Here is an 18,477-nt window from a genome sequence, read left to right as displayed (position 1 = left end):
TTGGGTTGTCTGGCCATCAACCGGCCGGTGCCGGTGCCGGTGCCGGTGCCGGTGCCGGTGCCGGTGCCGGTGGCGGTGGCGGTGGCGGTGGCGGTGGCGGTGGTGGTGGTGGTGGCGGCGGTGGTGGCGGTGGCGGTGGCGGTGGTGGTGGTGGTGGTGGCGCAGCGGCGGCTTGCGCCAACTGCTTCAGGTCGGCCTGCGCGGTGGCGGCATCCTGGCTGGAGCCGGAGGCCTGGACCTGCAACACCTGGATGGCCGACTGGCCTTCCGCCATCGCCGCGGCGATCAAAGACGCCGGGGGCAGCGGCGCAGGCGGTGGTGGCGGCACGGGCACCACCACCGGTGGCGGCACCGGTGCCGGCGGCGGCGACAACTCGATCGGAAAGGGGGCGGCCAGCATCTTGGCGCACGCCGCCGTCACGGCGGCAGAGCTGATCATGCCGGCGCTCTGCTGCCGGTTGACCGCGTTGTGCATGGCCATGCCGAGCGTTTCGAGCAGCACGGCATCCAGCATGCCCAGGGCCTGGGACGGCGATTGGCCGGAAGTCAGCGTCACGACGCTGCTGACGGCGTCGACGATCTGGCTGTTGACGGTGCTGTCGTCGCTCATGAGCTGGCGGCTCCCTTGGTGATGATCAAAGCGAGGACCTGGGCCAGCGCAGCTCCCGCGAGCACCTGCCCACGTTGCTGGTTGGCCACGGCGTTCTCCATCGCGAGGCCGAGGCTGTCGGCCATCGCGACATAGGTCATGCCCATCGCGAAGGACGGCGCCAAGCCGATGGCCAGCGCCGATCCTTCGCCCAATGGCCCTGCGATGCGGGCAACGCCCGAGGTGGCGGACAAGCCGCGACTCCCGCGTCACCCGGCCCGCGGGCGGATCACTTCAGACCGAGGATCTCGGTGGTGGCGATGCCCGTGGACGCGGTGTCGACCGACAGCAGTGTCGACACCCCCTGCGTGGTGGAGGCCTGCATGGTCACGTAGGACTGCTGCTGGTTGTTGGTGGCGTTGTGCGCAGCGTTCGACAGGGCCTGGCTCGTGGCAACGAACAGGTTGCCCATCGCCACGGCGGGGGCGTCGCCCAGCACTTTGGTGTTGGCCTGGGTGATCGAGTCGGTGATCTGGCTGTTGACGGCGGTTGGGAATGCCATGACGTTTTCTCCTTGCGGGTCGAGGGGTGATGAAGGGAAGAGTCAGCCGGCAGCGCGGGCCGTCAGCCGAGGATCTTCTTGGTGGCGGCACCGGTGGCACCGGTGTCGAGCGAGTACAGCAGCGAGACGCCCATCGTCGTCGCGGCCTGGGCCGTGACGTACATCTGCTGCTGAGCCAGCGTGGCGTTGTGCGCCGCGTTGGCCAGCGCCTGCGCGGTGGCCTGGTACAGGTTGCCCATCGCGATGGCCGGCGAGGTGCCGAGCACCTGGACGTTGGCCTGCGTCACCGAGTCGGTGATCTGGTTGTTGACGGCGGTGGGGAATGCCATGCCTCAGCTCCTTGTCACAAACGATGCGGGCTCTAGGCGCCCAGCACCGTCTTGGTGGCGACGCCGGTGGAGGCGGTGTCGATCGAGTACAGCGTGGCCACGCCCATGGTGGTGGCCGACTGGGCGGTCACGTAGCTCTGCTGCTGGGCGTTGGTGGCGTTGTGGGCTGCGTTGGCCAGCGCTTGCGCGGTGGCCTGGTACAGGTTGCCCATGGCGATCGCCGGCGCGTCGCCCAGCACCTTGGTGTTGGCCTGGGTGATCGAATCGGTGATCTGGCTGTTGACGGCGGTGGGAAATGCCATGTCGGTGGTCTCCTGGCTGGTGATCTATCGGATAGCTGCGAGGCTCAGGGGCCCAGGCCCTTGACACCAGTGCTCAGGATGTCCTTGGTGGCGACGCCGGTGGAGGCGGTGTCGATCGAGTACAGCGTGGCCACGCCCATGGTGGTGGCCGACTGGGCGGTCACGTAGCTCTGCTGCTGGGCGTTGGTGGCGTTGTGGGCTGCGTTGGCCAGCGCTTGCGCGGTGGCCTGGTACAGGTTGCCCATGGCGATCGCCGGCGCGTCGCCCAGAACCTTGGTGTTGGCCTGGGTGACGGAGTCGGTGATCTGGTCGTTGACAGCGGTCGGGAATGCCATGTCTTCTCCTGGTGAGTGCAGGGCCGCCCATGCGGCCGGGAAGGACTTCGCGATTCGAGCCGGCCGGTGCCCCGTGAGTGGGCGTCGATCGGTGAATCCATGCTATGCAGCGCCACCCCGGGACGATCGGCGGCGCTGACGGAAATGGCGGTTGATTCGCGCAACGCGGCGACGCTCGGGCGTTGGAATACGGGCGAATCGATGCGCGATTTCGCCGCCTGGGCCATGCCCCTGGGCGGCAGGGGCTGCCCGGCAGACGCGGAAGCTGGCGCGCCACCGGCCAAGGCCGTACGGCGAAATCGACGGAATGCGGGGAAACCTGAGCGGGCCACGTGCCTGGTTTCGGGCAAAAGGTTGCATCACATGCACCCCTAGAACCCGCCTATCGCCAGCGCCGCCCGGCTGCTAGCTTCTCGGCCGCGCCGCATCGGGCGCGAGCTCACACAAGCACAGGAGATGAAGGCATGCGAGCAATGTATTTCTGGCTGGCGGCTTCGCTGTTCAGCACCAGCGCCATGGCGGCTGGCTATTCGGAGAAGAAGTCGGGCGATCTGTCCAACAGCGGCGCCACGCCGACGGCCGTCAAGCTCAAGCTGGGCAACAACGTGATCTCGGGTAAGTACGGCACGAAGAGCGGCACCACCGACCGCGACTACTTCACCATCAAGATCCCTGCCGGGCAGCAACTGAGCGCGATCATCCTCGAGCCCGAAACCCAGGTCGGCATCAACGTGTCATTCATCGGCATCCAGAAGGGCAAGCAGGTCACCGTGCCACCGGTGGGCGGCTCGCCTGAGGATCTGCTGGGCTATGCGCTGTACGGCACATCCGACGAAGGCAAGGACATCCTGCCGGCCATAGGCCAAGGGTCGGGATCGAAGGGCTTCGTGCCGCCGCTGGGTGCGGGCACCTACAGCTTCTGGGTGCAGGAAACGGCCACCTGCGACTGCCAGTACAAGTTCACTTTCGTGATGAGTGCGGCCACCGGCGAGTGACCGGCACAGGCGACGCCGGCTGCCGGGCCGCGCGTCGCCGAGGGCGCATCAAGGCGCGACGGCCTGCCGCACGGCGCGCTCCCAGCGCGCCATCAGTTCTTCGGCCCGGTCGCGTGGCAGCGTCGGCTCGAAGCGGCGCTCGACCTGCCACTGGGCCGACAGCTCGTCGAGGTTCTTCCAGACCCCGGTGGCCAGCCCCGCCAGGTAGGCGGCCCCCAGTGCGGTGGTTTCGATCACTTGGGGCCGCACCACGGGGATGCCGAGCAGATCGGCCTGGAACTGCATCAGCAGGTTGTTGACGCAAGCGCCCCCATCCACGCGCAGCTCGGTCACGCCACCCAAGACGATCGTCGCCCCGGGCCGAGCGCTCGGCGGCTCCAGAGCCGCCCCGGCGCCTCCGGGGGCACCGCCCGTCGTACCCGCCGGGCGAGGGGCCGACAGATCGCGGCCCATGGCCTGCAGCAGGGCCGCGCTCTGGTAGGCGATGCTCTCGAGCGCCGCCCTCGCGATGTGCGCCGCGTTGCTGCCGCGGGTGAGCCCGACGATGGTGCCCCGGGCATCCGGCTGCCAGTAAGGCGCGCCGAGGCCGGTGAAGGCCGGGACGAACATCACGCCGCCGGAATCGGGCACGCTCTCGGCCAGCGCCTGCACCTCGGAGCTGGACTTGATCGCGTGCAGGCCGTCGCGCAGCCACTGCACCACCGCCCCTGCGATGAACACGCTGCCCTCCAACGCGAACTCAGGCGTGGTGGTCGGCTGGGCGGCGCTGGTGGTGATGAGGCCGTTCGCACTCGTCTGGAAATGGCCGCCAGCGTGCATCAACATGAAGCAGCCGGTGCCGTAGGTGTTCTTCGCCAACCCGGCCTTGAAGCAGGCTTGGCCGAACAACGCGCTTTGCTGGTCACCCGCCACACCGGCAATGGGAATGGGCGCGCCCAGCACATCGGCATCGGATTCGCCGAACACGTGGCTGCTCGGGTACACGTGGGGCAGCAGGCTTTCGGGCACGTGCAAGGCCCCCAGCAGGCCGGTGTCCCAACGGTTGTGGCGCACATCGAACAGCATCGTCCGCGACGCGTTGCTGACATCCGTCGCGTGGACGCGACCGCCCGTGAGTTTCCACAGCAGCCAGCTGTCGACCGTGCCAAAAGCCAGCTCGCCCTGCGCCGCCGCGATGTGGGCACCCGGGGCATGGTCGAGGATCCAGCGGATCTTGGTGCCGGAGAAGTAGGCGTCGATGATCAGGCCGGTGGTCTCGCGCACCTGGGGCTCGAGACCATGCTCCCGCAGCTGCGCGCACAGCGGCTCGGCGCGGCGGTCCTGCCAGACGATGGCGTTGTGCACCGGCTGGCCGGTGCGCCGGTTCCACACCACCGTGGTCTCACGCTGGTTGGTGATGCCGATCGCCTTGACGTCGCGTGCGGTGATGCCCGCCTTCGCCAGCGCCTGTCGCGCCGTGGCCAGCTGGGTGGACCAGATCTCTTCGGGATCGTGCTCGACCCAGCCCGGTTGCGGATAGATCTGGCGGAACTCTTGCTGCGCCATCGCGACGATGCGGCCACGCTCGTCGAACACGATGGAACGCGAACTCGAAGTGCCCTGGTCGAGGGCGAGGATGTAGGTCATGGTTGCACGCACTCCAGCTGCACGCCGGCCTCGGCCAGCAGGGCGGGAAAAGGCGGTGGAGGGGTCTGGTCGGTGAAGAGCAGGTCGAGCTGGTCGACGCGAGCCAGCTCCACCATCGCCGGGCGGTTGAATTTGCTGTGGTCGGCGGCCAGCCACACCTCGCGTGATTGCTCGATGATGGCCCGCGACACCTTGACCTCGCGGTAGTCGAAATCGCGCAGTGACCCATCGGCCTCGATGCCCGAGATGCCGATGAGGCCGATGTCGACGCGGAACTGGCGGATGAAGTCCACCGCGGCCTCGCCGACGATGCCGCGGTCGCGGTTGCGCACCACGCCGCCGGCCACGATCACTTCGCAGTCGACGTTGTCGGCCAGGATGGCGGCAACGTTGAGGTTGTTGGTGATGACGCGCAGGCCCTTGTGGCGCAGCAGCTCGCGCGCCACGGCCTCGGTCGTCGTGCCCAGGTTGATGAGGATGGAGCAGCCGTTCGGCACACGCGCGGCCACCGCCTTGGCGATGCGCTGTTTCGCATCGGCATTCAGCGACTCGCGCTGCCGATGGGCGATGTTTTCGGTGGTCGAGCTGGGCAGCCGCACACCGCCATGAAAACGGGCGAGCAGGCCGGCTTCGGCCAGCAGCTTCACGTCACGCCGCACGGTCTGCAGCGTCACGCCGAATCGTTCGGCCAGAGCCTCGACGGTGGCGACACCGTCGGCGCGCACGGCATCCAGCAGCTCGGACTGGCGCGGATTGGGGGTCATGCCGCACATTGTCCCGGTCACGTGGGGAGGGCCAATAAGAGCAAACCCGAAAGGAAAACGACTAAAACGAACTTGCAAACGAACATTGAGTGCGGTAAAACGAAAAAAGAGGAACACGGGCTGAGCGCGTTTCATGCGCCTGGCCCGCTGCCCCCAGACGACTTCAGGAGACAACCCTGTTCAACGACGCACCCCACGGCGTGAGCTCGCACGCCGCCAACGCCTCCGGCTCCGGGCCGCTGGCGTGCGACGTGCTCGTCGTGGGCGGCGGCATCAACGGCTGCGGCATCGCCCGCGATCTCGCGGGCCGAGGTTGGCGCGTGCTGCTGGCCGAAGCCGACGATTTCGCCTCGCACACCTCGTCGTCGTCGACCAAGCTCATCCACGGCGGGCTGCGCTACCTCGAGTACTACGAGTTTTCTCTGGTGCGCAAGGCCCTGCAAGAGCGCGAGGTGCTGCTCAAGAGCGCGCCCCACATCATGTGGCCGCTGCGCTTCGTGATGCCGCACGACCCGACGATGCGACCGGCCTGGCTGATCCGCCTGGGCATCTTCCTGTACGACCACCTGGCGCGCCGCGAAGTGCTGCCCGGCTCGCGCGGCATCGATCTCACCACCCACGCCACCGGCGCGCCGCTGAAGCCCGAGTTCACCCGCGGCTTCGTCTATTCCGACGGCTGGGTGGACGACGCGCGGCTGGTGGTGCTGAATGCGGTCGATGCCCGTGCCAAGGGCGCCACGCTGCTGACCCGCACCCGGGTGACCCGCGCCGAGCGCCACGACAGCCACTGGCTGGCCACGCTGCAGCGAGAAGACGGCCATGAGCAGCAGGTCACCGCCAAGGCCCTGGTGAATGCCGCCGGCCCCTGGGCCGAATCGTTTTTGCGCGGCACCGCCTTGCCGGCTCGGGGCGAGGCGCTGGCCACCAAGAGCCTGCGGCTGGTGAAGGGCTCGCACATCGTCGTGCCGCGCTGCTTCGCCCACGACCACGCCTACATCTTCCAGAACCCGGACAAGCGGATCATCTTCGCCATCCCTTACGAGCGCGACTTCACACTGATCGGCACCACCGATGTCGAACTGCACGGCGACCCGGCCGGCGCGCGCATCAGCGGTGACGAGACGGCCTATCTGTGCGAGCAGGCCAGCCGCTACTTCCGCCGCCCGGTGCGGCCCGCCGATGTGGTGTGGAGCTACGCCGGCGTGCGCCCGTTGCTGGAAGACGATTCGGGCGACCCTTCGGCGGTGACCCGCGACTACCTGCTGGAAGCCAACGCCGGGGGCGGCCTGGGCGCCCCGCTGCTGAGCGTCTGGGGCGGCAAGATCACCACCTTCCGCAAGCTCGCCGAAGATGCCGCCGACGAGGTGGGCCAGATGCTCGGCGAGCGCCGCCCAGCCTGGACGCGCAGCGCCTTCCTGCCCGGCGGAGACCTCTCGGCCTGGATCGGCAAGGCCCAGAAGCCGGACACCGATTTCGAGCGCCTGGTGCATGCGGTCGGCGCCCGACATCCGTGGCTGCCCACCGTGCTGGTGCGCCGCCTCTCACGCGCCTACGGCGGCCGCCTCGGCGAGCTGTTGGGCCAGGCGCAGAGCCTGGAAGACCTGGGCGCGGAAGTGGCCCCCGGCCTGTACGAAGCGGAACTCGAGTTCCTGCGGCGCACCGAGTGGGCGCTCACGGGCGACGACGTGCTGTGGCGGCGCAGCAAGCTCGGCCTGCACTACACGCCCGCCGAGCGCGCCCGCGTGGGTGCCTGGATGGACCGCGCCGCCACGCAGGCGACCGCGGCCGAAACGCTGGCCCCCTGAAACGAACCAACCCATGAAAGACAACGCATCATGCAGCTGACGCTGGAGGGCATCAGCAAGAAGGTCGGCGCCGAGACATGGCTGCACGACATGAGCATCGCGCCGCACCCGGGCGCGGTCACCGTGCTGCTGGGCGCCACCCAGGCCGGCAAGACGAGCCTGATGCGCATCATGGCCGGGCTGGACACGCCGACCGCGGGGCGCGTCAGCGTGGACGGGCGCGACGTGACCGGCATGCCTGTGCGCGAGCGCAACGTCGCGATGGTCTACCAGCAGTTCATCAACTACCCGTCGATGACGGTGGCCGACAACATCGCTTCGCCGCTGAAGCTGCGGGGCGAAAAGAACGTGGCCGGCCGCGTGCGGGAGCTGGCCGCCAAGCTTCACATCGAGATGTTCCTCGATCGGCTGCCGGCCGCGCTGTCGGGCGGGCAGCAGCAACGGGTGGCGCTGGCGCGCGCGCTGGCCAAGGCCGCCCCGCTGATGCTGCTGGACGAGCCGCTGGTCAACCTCGACTACAAGCTGCGCGAAGAGCTGCGCGAAGAGCTGACCCAGCTGTTCGCGACCGGCGACTCGACGGTCGTCTATGCCACCACCGAGCCGGCCGAAGCGCTGCTGCTGGGGGGCTACACCGCGGTGCTGGATGCCGGCGAGCTGCTGCAGTACGGGCCGACCGCCGAGGTCTTCCATACCCCGTCGTCCATCCGCGTCGCGCGCGCTTTCAGCGACCCGCCGATGAACCTGATCGCGGGCGAAGCCGCTTCGATCGGGGTGAAGATGAATGCAGGCCCGGACCTGCAGATCCCGCTGCCTTCGGCCGCATCGCGCGCCTTGACGATCGGCGTACGCGCCAGCGCACTGCGCGTGCAGGCGCGGCCGGGTGATGTCGCCCTCGCCGGCAAGGTCGAGCTCGCCGAGATTTCAGGCTCGGACACCTTCGTCCACGTGGCCACCGCCGTGGGCGAGCTGGTCGCGCAGCTGACCGGCGTGCACGACTTCGGCCTGGGCGCGCCGATCACGCTGCACCTGAACCCGTCGCAGGTTTACGTCTTTGACCAGGGCGGCCGTCTGCTGGTGGCGCCGCAGCGAGGGAAGAACTGACATGGCCCGCATCGACCTCGATCTCGCGCACTCGTACAAGCCGAATCCGAAGGAGGATGGCGACTACGCGCTGCTGCCGCTGAAGATGAGCTTCGTGGACGGCGGCGCCTACGCGCTGCTCGGCCCCTCGGGCTGCGGCAAGACGACCATGCTCAACATCATGTCGGGCCTGCTGGTGCCGTCGCACGGCACCGTCAAGTTCGACGGGCAGGACATGACACGCGCCACCCCGCAGGCGCGCAACATCGCCCAGGTGTTCCAGTTCCCGGTCATCTACGACACGATGACCGTGGCCGAGAACCTCGCCTTTCCGCTGAAGAACCGCAAGGTGCCCGAGAACGTCATCCAGCAGCGCGTCGGCCAGATCGCCGAGATGCTGGAGATGAGCCACCAGCTGAACATGCGCGCCGCCGGTCTCGCCGCCGACCAGAAGCAGAAGATCTCGCTCGGCCGGGGCCTGGTGCGGCCCGATGTGTCGGCGGTGCTGTTCGACGAGCCGTTGACGGTGATCGACCCGCACCTGAAGTGGCAGCTGCGGCGCAAGCTCAAGCAGATCCACCACGAACTCAAGCTCACGCTGATCTACGTGACGCACGACCAGGTCGAGGCGCTCACCTTCGCCGACCAGGTCGTCGTGATGACGCGCGGCAAGGCGGTGCAGGTCGGCTCGGCCGATGCGCTGTTCGAACGGCCGGCCCACACCTTCGTCGGCCATTTCATCGGCTCGCCCGGGATGAACTTCCTGCCGGTCCAGGCACGTGCCGGCCAGCTCGTCGTCAACGGCCAGCCCCTGGGTGATGCCGGCCGGGTGCTGCCCGACGGCGAGCTCCAGCTGGGCATCCGACCCGAGTACCTCGCGATCGCGACGAACAACGACGCGCGCGGCCTGCCGGCCACCGTCGTGCAGGTGCAGGACATCGGCACCTACGTGCTGGTGACCTGCCGCGCAGGCAAGCAGACGCTGAAGGCACGGCTCGCGCCGGATGCCGTCATCCCGGCGACGGGTGCGAGCGTGCGGTTGAAGGTGCTGGGCGCCCACACCTGTTTCTATGCGAATGAGGAGTTGGTCGAATGATCGTCGCCCGGCCGCTCCGCAGTCGATGGCTCCCCCTCGGGGGGACGACACCTCGTGTCAAGGGGGCTCCATGAGTGTTCAGACCAAACCCGTCAACCAGAAAGCCTGGTTCCTGATCCTGCCGGTGTTCCTGTGCGTCGCCTTCTCGGCCATCGTGCCGCTGATGACGGTGGTGAACTACTCGGTGCAGGACATCATCTCGCCCGAGCGGCGCGTGTTCGTCGGCACCGAGTGGTTCGCCTCGGTGATGCGTGACGAAGACCTGCACGCCGCCTTGTGGAACCAGCTCAAGTTCTCTCTCGCGGTGCTGGCGGTCGAGATTCCGCTGGGCATCGGGCTGGCACTGTCGATGCCCGCCCAGGGCTGGAAGGCCTCTGCCACGCTGGTGATCGTGGCACTGTCGTTGCTGATTCCGTGGAACGTGGTGGGCACCATCTGGCAGATCTTCGGCCGTGCCGACATCGGCCTGATGGGCGCGGCGCTGCAAAAGCTGGGCATCGAGTACAGCTACACCGGTGATGCCACCCAAGCGTGGCTCACGGTGCTGCTGATGGACGTTTGGCACTGGACGCCGCTGGTGGCGCTGCTGTGCTACGCGGGCCTTCGCTCCATCCCGGATGCCTATTACCAGGCGGCGCGCATCGATGGGGCTTCGAAGTTTGCGGTCTTTCGCTACATTCAGTTGCCGAAGATGCGCGGTGTGTTGATGATCGCGGTGCTGCTGCGCTTCATGGACTCTTTCATGATCTACACCGAGCCGTTCGTCTTGACGGGCGGGGGCCCCGGCAATGCGACGACTTTCCTGTCGCAGTACCTCACGCAGAAGGCGGTCGGCCAGTTCGACCTCGGCCCGGCGGCAGCGTTCTCGCTGATCTACTTCCTGATCATCCTGCTGTTCTGCTTCGTGCTCTACAACTGGATGCAGCGCGTGGGCACCGCCGACAAGGAAGGGGGCGCCGAATGATCCGCTGGTCGCCTCGCCACGCCCAACGCGCAGGGGGTCGTCATGACTGAAGGCAAGTTCCAGAAGCGCAGCGTTCTGCTGGCGCTCTACATCCTGTTTGCGTTGTTGCCCATCTACTGGATGGTCAACATGAGCTTCAAGACCAACGAGGAGATCCTCTCCAGCTTCTCGTTGTGGCCGCAGGCCTTCACCTGGGACAACTACAAGACCATCTTCACCGACGAAAGCTGGTACTCGGGCTACATCAACAGCCTGATCTACGTGGCGATCAACACGGTGATCTCGATCACCGTCGCGTTGCCGGCCGCGTATGCCTTCAGCCGCTACTCGTTCCTGGGCGACAAGCACATCTTCTTCTGGCTGCTCACCAACCGGATGACGCCGCCGGCGGTGTTCCTGCTGCCGTTCTTCCAGCTCTACACCACCATCGGCCTGATGGACACCCACGTCGCCGTGGCGCTGGCGCACCTGCTGTTCAACGTGCCGCTGGCGGTGTGGATTCTCGAAGGCTTCATGAGCGGCATCCCACGCGAAATCGACGAGACCGCCTACATCGACGGCTACTCGTTCCCGCGCTTCTTCTTGACGATCTTCCTGCCGCTGATCAAGGCCGGCGTGGGCGTGGCGGCCTTCTTCTGCTTCATGTTCTCGTGGGTCGAGCTGCTGCTGGCCCGCACGCTGACCAGCGTGAACGCCAAGCCGATCGTCGCCACGATGACCCGCACCGTCAGCGCCTCCGGCATGGACTGGGCCGTGCTGGCCGCCGCCGGCACGTTGACGATCGTGCCCGGTGCGATCGTGATCTGGTTCGTGCGCCACTACATCGCGAAGGGCTTCGCGATGGGACGGGTGTAGCCCTTCGATCAAGGAAGCAATCTATGCAACGCATCAACCGAACCAAGCAGACGCCGCGGAACTGGCTCTGCCAGGCCGCTGGCGGCGCCCCCTTGAGGGGGAGCGCCGAAGGCGCTCCGGGGGTGGGCCATGTTTGACTGGATGGTCTGGACCACCCCGGTGGCGGTGTTCTTCACCTGCATCGTGCTGATGCTGATTGGCATGACCGTGTGGGAAATCAAGAGCCCCACGACGATGCGCAAGGGCTGGCTGCCGATCGCCACCACGCGGGGCGACCGGCTCTTCATCGGCCTGCTGACGGCCGCCTACATCAACCTGGCGTTTGTCGGCCTGGCCGGCAAGATCGCCGAGAAGTTCTCGCTCGACAGCGAGCCCAGCGTGTGGATCAGCTTCGCCCTCTCGATGGCGGTGCTGGCCTTGATCATGCGCAAGGGCTGACGCCGCTCCGGTTTTCGAGGGATCCGGCCCGGTGCTTCCCCGGGGCCGTGGTAACCCCGCCGCACACGGGGAAGCAGCAGTGAATGAGGAGACAGCAGATGAAGGTGCGCTACACCGCACTCGCCCTGGCCGCCGCCTGCGCCCTGACGGGTCAGGCTTGGGCCGACGAGGCCGCCGCGAAGAAGTGGGTCGACAGCGAGTTCCAGCCATCGACACTGAGCAAAGACCAGCAGCTGGCCGAGATGAAGTGGTTCATCGATGCCGCCGCCAAGCTCAAGGCCAAGGGGGTCAAGGAAATCTCGGTCGTCTCTGAAACGATCACCACCCACGAGTACGAATCCAAGACGCTGGCCAAGGCCTTCGCCGAAATCACCGGCATCACCGTCAAGCACGACCTGATCCAGGAAGGCGACGTGGTCGAGAAACTGCAGACCTCCATGCAGTCGGGCAAGTCGATCTATGACGGCTGGATCAGCGACTCCGACCTGATCGGCACGCACTGGCGCTACGGCAAGATCATGAACCTCACCGACTACATGGCCGGTGCGGGCAAGGAGTTCACCAACCCCGGGCTGGACCTGAAGGACTTCATCGGCAGCAGCTTCACCACCGCCCCGGACGGCAAGCTCTACCAGTTGCCCGACCAGCAGTTCGCCAACCTGTACTGGTTCCGCGCCGATCTGTTCGCCCGCAAGGACCTGCAGCGGCAGTTCCGCACCAAGTACGGCTACGACCTGGGCGTGCCGCTGAACTGGTCGGCCTATGAAGACATCGCCGACTTCTTCACCAACGAGGTCAAGCAGATCGACGGCAAGCCGATCTACGGCCACATGGACTACGGCAAGAAGGATCCATCGCTCGGCTGGCGCTTCACCGACGCCTGGCTGTCGATGGCCGGCACGGCCGACAAGGGCATCCCGAACGGCGTGCCCGTCGACGAATGGGGCATCCGTGTCGACGACAAGAAGTGCGCGCCTGTCGGTGCCTCGGTCGAGCGTGGCGGTGCCACCAACTCGCCAGCCGCCGTCTACGCGCTGACCAAGTACGTCGACTGGATGAAGAAGTACGCGCCGAAGGAAGCCACCGGCATGACCTTCGGCGAAGCCGGCCCGGTGCCGGCCCAGGGCCAGATCGCGCAGCAGATCTTCTGGTACACGGCCTTCACCGCCGACATGACCAAGCCGGGCCTGCCGGTGGTCAACGCCGACGGCACGCCGAAGTGGCGCATGGCGCCCGGCCCCAACGGCCCGTACTGGAAGCAGGGCATGCAGAACGGCTACCAGGACGTCGGCTCGTGGACCTTCTTCTCCGGCCACGACGCCAACCGCACGGCCGCGGCCTGGCTGTACGCCCAGTTCATCACCGCGAAGACGACCTCGCTGAAGAAGAGCATCGTCGGCCTGACCTTCATCCGCGACTCCGACATCCGCAGCGACTACTTCACGCAGAACGCGGCCAAGTACGGCGGCCTGATCGAGTTCTACCGCAGCCCGGCGCGCGTCGCCTGGACGCCGACCGGCACCAACGTGCCCGACTACCCCAAGCTGGCGCAGCTGTGGTGGAAGAACGTGGCGCAGGCGGTGACCGGCGAGAAGACCCCGCAGGGCGCGATGGACAACCTGGCCAAGGAAATGGACGACGTGCTGGCGCGCCTGGAGCGGGCCGGCATGGCGACCTGCGCACCGAAGCTCAACCCGAAGAGCTCGCCGGACAAGTGGCTGTCCGACACCAGCGCGCCATGGAAGAAGCTGGCCAACGAGAAGCCGCAGGGCGAGACGATCGACTACGTCCGCCTGCTGCAAGCCTGGAAGGAAGGCCGGGTGCGTTGATCCCCGCCTGATCGACCAGCCTGCCGGCGCGTGCGGCGGGCCGGCAACCGGCCGCGCCGGGATGGAATCACCCCATCCTGGCGCGGCCTTTTTCATGCGCCATTGCAGCTGGGGGGCGGCTCGGCGGCCACAGTCGGCGTGACCGCCGTCACGGTGGGGCGGATCAACGCGGCGGCGGCCCCTCAGTTCGATGGACCGCGGTCGATATGGCTGGGGACAATCCTCCTGATCGTGCACGGTCCGTCCGCGCACGCACGCCCCTGGCTGTTTCATGCATCTCAACGCCTTCGCCGCCATCGTGCGCCGCCGTCTCCCCTTGGCCCAGGCCGTGGCCCTGGCCGTCGGCATGGCCTTCGCCAGCCTGGCCCACGCCGCCGCGGGCGCCGAAGAGCTGACCGAACTGCCACTGGAAAGCCTGCTCGAAACCGAAGTGATCAGCGCCGCCCGGTTCGCCCGGCAGATCACGGATGCGGCCTCGGCCGTGTCGGTCCTCACCTCCGAAGACATCCGCGCGCTGGGCCTGCGCACCTTCGGCGAGGTGTTGGACCAGATGCGGGGGATGCACATCACCCACTCGCTCGAATACACCTTCCTCGGCGCGCGCGGCATCGGCGGCCCGATGAGCTTTGCCGGCAAGGTGCTGCTGCTCATCGACGGCATCCCCGCGGTCGACAACCTGTATGACCAGCCCTATCTCGGCCCGGACGCCTTGATCGACGTGGCCTTGATCGATCGCATCGAATACGCCCCGGGCGGGGGCACCGCGATGTACGGCAACAACGCCTTTCTCGGTGTCATCAACGTCGTCACCAAGCGTGGCCGCGACATCGCCGGGCTGCAGGTCAGCGGCCTGCTGGGCGATTGGAACGACCGCTACGTCCGCCTGACCGGCGGCCAACGCCTGCCCAACGGCGCCGAGTGGCTGCTCTCGGCCACGGTGCACGCCGACTCCGGCATCCCGTCGCCCGAAGTCGGCGACATCTTCGACATCTCGACCGGGCACGACCACCATCTGTTCTTCAAGGGCAGCTACGAGGGGCTGAGCATCCAGGCCATGGGCGCCCAGCGCCGCGTCTACACCGATGCCCGCCCGTACTGGTACTACAGCTACCTGGACCGCAACGAGCTGCTCTCGCTCGGCTACGACCGGGAGACCGGCGAACACTGGCGCACCTCGATCCGGTTGAATGGCGGCCGCTACGCCTATCGGACCAGCGACGAAGACACCCAATACGGGTACGCCCGCAATGCCAACGATGGCACCTGGTGGTCGCTCGACGGCCAGTTCAGCTTCGACGGCCTTCAAGATCACCGCATCGTGCTGGGGGCGCGCGTGCGCCGTGACCCGCTGCTGCGCGCGGACTATCTCGACTACGACGGCCGCAGCTACATCTACGACGACCGGCGCCGCAGCGTGGGCTTTTCGGGCGAAGACGAAGTCACGCTGAGCCCGCAGTGGCGCATCACCGGTGGCTTGCGGGTCGACAAGCGCACCTACTCCGATGTCGCCTGGAGCCCGCGCGCGGCCGTGGTGTGGTTGCCGGCGCCCGAATGGCAGGTGAAGCTGTCGCACGGCCGGGCCACCCGCTTCGCCTCCACGTCAGAGCGGGTGTTCGGCTTGGACAACGAGGTTTCGGACGAGCGTGTCACCAACAACGAAGTGGTCGCCGAGTACCGGCAGGACGGCCTGCGTCTGCTGGGCACGGTGTACCGCTACCGCATCAGCCACCTGTTCAATCCGGCCGAGGGCGTGACGCATGTCGACGGCCATGGCGTGGAGCTCGAGGCCGAGTGGCAATGGCACGGTTTCCGCGTGCGCGCCAGCCAGGCCTGGCAGCATGCCGCCGCCAACATCGGGCCCGAGCTGCCGTATTCGCCGCGCACGGTCAGCAAGCTGCAGGCCTCCGCCCCGCTGGTGGGCGAGACGCTGCGCCTGAGCCTGGCCTACCGGCGGACAGGCGCGTTCGACAACATCGGCGACGCGCGGATGCCCCCGCACGAACTGGTCGACCTCACCCTCGTGTCGCAGAAGCTGGTCGACCATCTGGACCTTCGCATCGGCTGGCGCAACATCACGAACCAGCGCGAGGAATCGACAGACCGCTACTTCCGCGACCCGCTGACGGATCGGCGCCGCCGCTCCGCGTGGATCGAACTCACGGGCAGTTTCTGACGTGGGGCGTCGCATGAACCCTCCGCTGCGCGTCGCCTGCCGTCTGCGACGGGCGTTCCGAGAGACGTTCGCCGTCTTCATGGCGCTGCTGCTGGCCGTTCCGGTGACCCCGGCCACCGCCCAGATCGATGAGCGCGCACTGAAGGCCGCGTACCTGTTCAACTTCATCCAGTTCACCCAATGGCCGGTGCCGCCGGACGAACCCTTTCGCCTGTGCGTGCTCGGCACCACGCCGCTCGATGCAGAGCTGAAGAAGCTCGAAGGCAAGCCGGTGCTCGGCGGCCTGCATATCGGCGTGCGCCACATCGGTGTGAAAGACAGCCTCACCGGCTGTCATGCGCTGTATGTGGACGACTCCCAGCGCTCACAGGTCGATGAAGTGCTCGTTCGCCTGGCCGGGGCGCCCGTGCTGACGGTGACCGATGGCGACGGCCTGGCCGACAAGGGCGTGATGATCGAGATCCACAAGCGCGATGCACGCTTGGGCTTTGAAGTGAACCTGAAGGTGGCGCGCCGCGCCAACCTGAACTTCAGCGCCCGCATGCTCAAGCTGGCCAGCTACGTGGCCGGCGCGCTCTGAACGGCCGCCCGCACCACGCGACATGCGCAGGCCACGCTTTTCCCAGCTTCGTCGACGATCGATCCAGCGTCAGATCACGCTGGTGGGACTGGCCCTCACGGCCCTGGTGCTGACCGCTTTCGCCGTCGGCATGGTGCTGCACGAAGCGGCGAACCGCCGCCAGTCGCTCGAAGCGAGCATGACCACCGAGGCCGAGATCATCGGCCGCAACAGCGCGGCGGCGGTCACCTTCGGCAACGATGAAGAGGCCAACGAGATCCTCGCCTCATTGGCCGCTTCGCCCGATGTGCAGCAGGCGCGCATCTTCCTGCCCGACGGCCGCACGCTGGGCAGCTACACCACCGAGCACGCCCGCGGCGAATGCCATGTGCTGCAACCCACCGACCTGCGCACCTGGGATCTCCAATGGTGCGGTGCCGCGGTGTACCGCCCGATCCTGCTGCACGGCAAGGTGGTGGGCACCGTGGCCATGGAAGTCGGGCTCGCCTCGACCTACCAGGCGCTGGCCGGCACCATCGTCGTCAGCCTGGCGCTGGCCGGGCTCGCATTCGGCTTGTCCGTGCCGCTGTGGCGGCGGGTGGCCGCCCGGGTGGCCGAGCCGCTGAACCGATTGGTCGAGCTGACGGAACGGGTGAGCCGCGAGCAGGACTTCGGGCTGCGCGCCTCGGCCAGCGGCAGCCGCGAAGTGGATGCGCTGGCCAGCGGCTTCAACCAGATGATGAGCCAGCTGCAACAGCGTGACGAGCGGCTGAACCACGAGTTGCACCAGCGCCGCCAGGCCGAGGTGAGGCTGAACGACCTGGCCTACTTCGACCCCGTCACCGGCCTGCACAACCGGCACTACTTCCTCGAGCGCATCGACGCCGCCGTCGAGCGGGCCGACCGCGAGCAGGGCCGCTGCGCGCTGATCTACATCGATCTCGATGGCTTCAAGCAGATCAACGACACCCTCGGCCACGACCGCGGCGACGAGCTGCTGAAGGAAGTCGGGCGCCGGCTGACCGAGACCCTGCGCCGCAGCGATGGCGTGTGCCGACTGGGCGGCGACGAGTTCGCTGTCATCATCGACGATGACAGCCGTATCGAACAGGTCGAGGCGGTCTGCGCCAAGCTCGTGGAAGAGCTGGCCCGCAGCTACCGCCTGGCCGAGCACCGCGATGCGCAGGTCTCCGCCAGCATCGGCGCGTGCCTCTTCCCCGAGTCGGCCGACGACCGCGACAGCATGATGCGGCATGCCGACAGCGCGATGTACCACGCCAAGGAACGCGGCAAGAACCGCTACTGGCTGTACCACGCGGGGGGCAGCGAGCCCCAGAGCCGACGACAGACGCTGGAGCTGGCCATCGACGGAGCGCACCAGCGCGGCGAGATGATCCTCGTCTACCAGCCGCAGGTGCTGCTGCCCGCCCAACAGACCACTGGCGCCTCGGCTCCGGTGGTCTTCGGCTTCGAGGCCCTGCTGCGCTGGCGGCATCCGACCCTGGGCCTCATCAGCCCGGTGGAGTTCATCCCCCTGGCCGAGGCCAGCGGGGCGATCGAGCCGATCGGCGAGTGGGTGCTGCGAGAAGCATGTACGCAGCTGCAGCAATGGCGCCGTCTGCATCCGCAGTTGCAGATGAGCGTGAACCTGTCGGCACGGCAATTGGCGAGCGAAGACGCCATCGCCCGGCTGATTCAAGCGCTGGACGACAGCGGCCTGCCCGCCGGCGCCGTGGAGTTGGAGCTGACCGAGTCGCTGCTGGTCGACCGCAGCGACTTGATGCTGGGCCGCCTGGGCCGGCTGCGCAACGCCGGCTTCGGCCTCGCCATCGATGACTTCGGCACCGGCTACTCCTCGCTCGCCTACCTCGACAGCTTCCCCATCACCACGCTGAAGATCGATCGGGCCTTCGTGCGCAAGCTGGGTGGCGGCACGACGCACGGCGACGCGATCGCCCGTGCCATCGTGGCGATCGGCGCGGCCATCGGCGCCGACGTGATCGCAGAAGGCATCGAGACCCCGATGCAGGCGAATGCCCTGCGCCAGCTCGGCTGCCGCCGTGGGCAAGGCTATCTCTTCGCGGCTCCGCTGGGTGACGCCGCTGCCAGCGAACTGCTGCGCGCCCTGCCGGCAGACGCTGAAATCACCGCCTGACGGGCTGCGGGCCGCACGGGT

General features: G+C 67.5%; 19 protein-coding genes. 11 read left to right on the top strand and 8 right to left on the bottom strand.

What is annotated here, in order from left to right; genetic code table 11:
* Nucleotides 1-16: 16 nt before the first annotated feature.
* The 6 genes from AACH06_RS07080 to AACH06_RS07055 form a co-directional block, all read right to left on the bottom strand.
* Entirely contained in the window at nt 17-610 is a 594-nt protein-coding gene (locus AACH06_RS07080; RefSeq protein ID WP_341424946.1) for a RebB family R body protein, read from the bottom strand.
* Nucleotides 607-843, bottom strand: a complete 237-nt coding sequence (locus tag AACH06_RS07075; RefSeq protein WP_341424945.1) for a RebB family R body protein — start codon at nt 841-843, stop codon at nt 607-609. The genes AACH06_RS07080 and AACH06_RS07075 overlap by 4 nt, the downstream gene beginning before the upstream one ends.
* A 35-nt stretch (nt 844-878) precedes the next feature.
* Nucleotides 879-1,151: a RebB family R body protein gene (locus tag AACH06_RS07070; RefSeq protein WP_341424944.1), complete on the bottom strand. Its 273-nt coding sequence runs from the start codon at nt 1,149-1,151 to the stop codon at nt 879-881.
* A 62-nt stretch (nt 1,152-1,213) separates the two neighbouring features.
* Nucleotides 1,214-1,480, bottom strand: a complete 267-nt coding sequence (locus tag AACH06_RS07065) for a RebB family R body protein (RefSeq protein ID WP_140626220.1) — start codon at nt 1,478-1,480, stop codon at nt 1,214-1,216.
* A 32-nt stretch (nt 1,481-1,512) separates the two neighbouring features.
* The gene (locus tag AACH06_RS07060) at nt 1,513-1,782 is read right to left on the bottom strand and encodes a RebB family R body protein (protein WP_341424943.1); all 270 of its coding nucleotides are present in this window, start codon (nt 1,780-1,782) and stop codon (nt 1,513-1,515) included.
* Between the two features lie 44 nt (nt 1,783-1,826).
* Nucleotides 1,827-2,117: a RebB family R body protein gene (locus AACH06_RS07055; protein ID WP_140626222.1), complete on the bottom strand. Its 291-nt coding sequence runs from the start codon at nt 2,115-2,117 to the stop codon at nt 1,827-1,829.
* A 464-nt stretch (nt 2,118-2,581) separates the two neighbouring features.
* Here AACH06_RS07055 and AACH06_RS07050 point away from each other — a divergent pair, with 464 nt between their 5' ends.
* Nucleotides 2,582-3,112: a hypothetical protein gene (locus AACH06_RS07050; protein ID WP_341424942.1), complete on the top strand. Its 531-nt coding sequence runs from the start codon at nt 2,582-2,584 to the stop codon at nt 3,110-3,112.
* Nucleotides 3,113-3,160: 48 nt separating this feature from the next.
* On the opposite strand, the gene glpK is transcribed toward AACH06_RS07050, so the two are convergent.
* Nucleotides 3,161-4,738 (bottom strand): glycerol kinase GlpK, encoded by a 1,578-nt coding sequence (gene glpK, locus AACH06_RS07045; RefSeq protein ID WP_341424941.1) that lies wholly within the window; start codon nt 4,736-4,738, stop codon nt 3,161-3,163.
* Nucleotides 4,735-5,502: a DeoR/GlpR family DNA-binding transcription regulator gene (locus tag AACH06_RS07040; protein WP_341424940.1), complete on the bottom strand. Its 768-nt coding sequence runs from the start codon at nt 5,500-5,502 to the stop codon at nt 4,735-4,737. The genes glpK and AACH06_RS07040 overlap by 4 nt, the downstream gene beginning before the upstream one ends.
* A gap of 200 nt (nt 5,503-5,702) precedes the next feature.
* Between AACH06_RS07040 and glpD the strand changes: the two genes are divergently transcribed.
* The 10 genes from glpD to AACH06_RS06990 all read left to right on the top strand — a co-directional run bounded on the left by glpD (nt 5,703) and on the right by AACH06_RS06990 (nt 18,456).
* Nucleotides 5,703-7,307, top strand: coding sequence for a glycerol-3-phosphate dehydrogenase (glpD, locus tag AACH06_RS07035; RefSeq protein WP_341424939.1), 1,605 nt, complete (start codon nt 5,703-5,705; stop codon nt 7,305-7,307).
* Between the two features lie 30 nt (nt 7,308-7,337).
* Complete coding sequence (locus tag AACH06_RS07030) at nt 7,338-8,408, top strand: ABC transporter ATP-binding protein (RefSeq protein WP_341424938.1); 1,071 nt, start codon at nt 7,338-7,340, stop codon at nt 8,406-8,408.
* Nucleotide 8,409: 1 nt separating this feature from the next.
* Nucleotides 8,410-9,483 (top strand): ABC transporter ATP-binding protein, encoded by a 1,074-nt coding sequence (locus tag AACH06_RS07025; RefSeq protein WP_341424937.1) that lies wholly within the window; start codon nt 8,410-8,412, stop codon nt 9,481-9,483.
* Nucleotides 9,484-9,553: 70 nt separating this feature from the next.
* A complete protein-coding gene (locus AACH06_RS07020) occupies nt 9,554-10,447 on the top strand; it encodes a carbohydrate ABC transporter permease (protein ID WP_341424936.1) in 894 nt (297 codons plus the stop codon).
* A gap of 42 nt (nt 10,448-10,489) precedes the next feature.
* Nucleotides 10,490-11,302 (top strand): carbohydrate ABC transporter permease, encoded by an 813-nt coding sequence (locus tag AACH06_RS07015; protein ID WP_341424934.1) that lies wholly within the window; start codon nt 10,490-10,492, stop codon nt 11,300-11,302.
* A 129-nt stretch (nt 11,303-11,431) separates the two neighbouring features.
* Nucleotides 11,432-11,740, top strand: coding sequence for a DUF2160 domain-containing protein (locus tag AACH06_RS07010; RefSeq protein ID WP_341424933.1), 309 nt, complete (start codon nt 11,432-11,434; stop codon nt 11,738-11,740).
* A 98-nt stretch (nt 11,741-11,838) separates the two neighbouring features.
* Nucleotides 11,839-13,569 (top strand): ABC transporter substrate-binding protein, encoded by a 1,731-nt coding sequence (locus AACH06_RS07005; RefSeq protein ID WP_341424932.1) that lies wholly within the window; start codon nt 11,839-11,841, stop codon nt 13,567-13,569.
* Between the two features lie 271 nt (nt 13,570-13,840).
* The gene (locus AACH06_RS07000) at nt 13,841-15,742 is read left to right on the top strand and encodes a TonB-dependent receptor plug domain-containing protein (protein WP_341424931.1); all 1,902 of its coding nucleotides are present in this window, start codon (nt 13,841-13,843) and stop codon (nt 15,740-15,742) included.
* 13 nt (nt 15,743-15,755) lie between these two features.
* Nucleotides 15,756-16,322 (top strand): YfiR family protein, encoded by a 567-nt coding sequence (locus AACH06_RS06995; protein ID WP_341424930.1) that lies wholly within the window; start codon nt 15,756-15,758, stop codon nt 16,320-16,322.
* Nucleotides 16,323-16,344: 22 nt separating this feature from the next.
* Nucleotides 16,345-18,456 (top strand): putative bifunctional diguanylate cyclase/phosphodiesterase, encoded by a 2,112-nt coding sequence (locus AACH06_RS06990; protein WP_341424929.1) that lies wholly within the window; start codon nt 16,345-16,347, stop codon nt 18,454-18,456.
* Nucleotides 18,457-18,477 lie beyond the last annotated feature (21 nt).

Source organism: Ideonella lacteola, from assembly GCF_038066555.1.
GTDB classification, from domain to species: domain Bacteria; phylum Pseudomonadota; class Gammaproteobacteria; order Burkholderiales; family Burkholderiaceae_C; genus Ideonella; species Ideonella lacteola.
The sequence above is the reverse complement of the archived record's forward strand: the minus strand, read 5'-3'. Positions and strand labels throughout refer to the sequence as shown.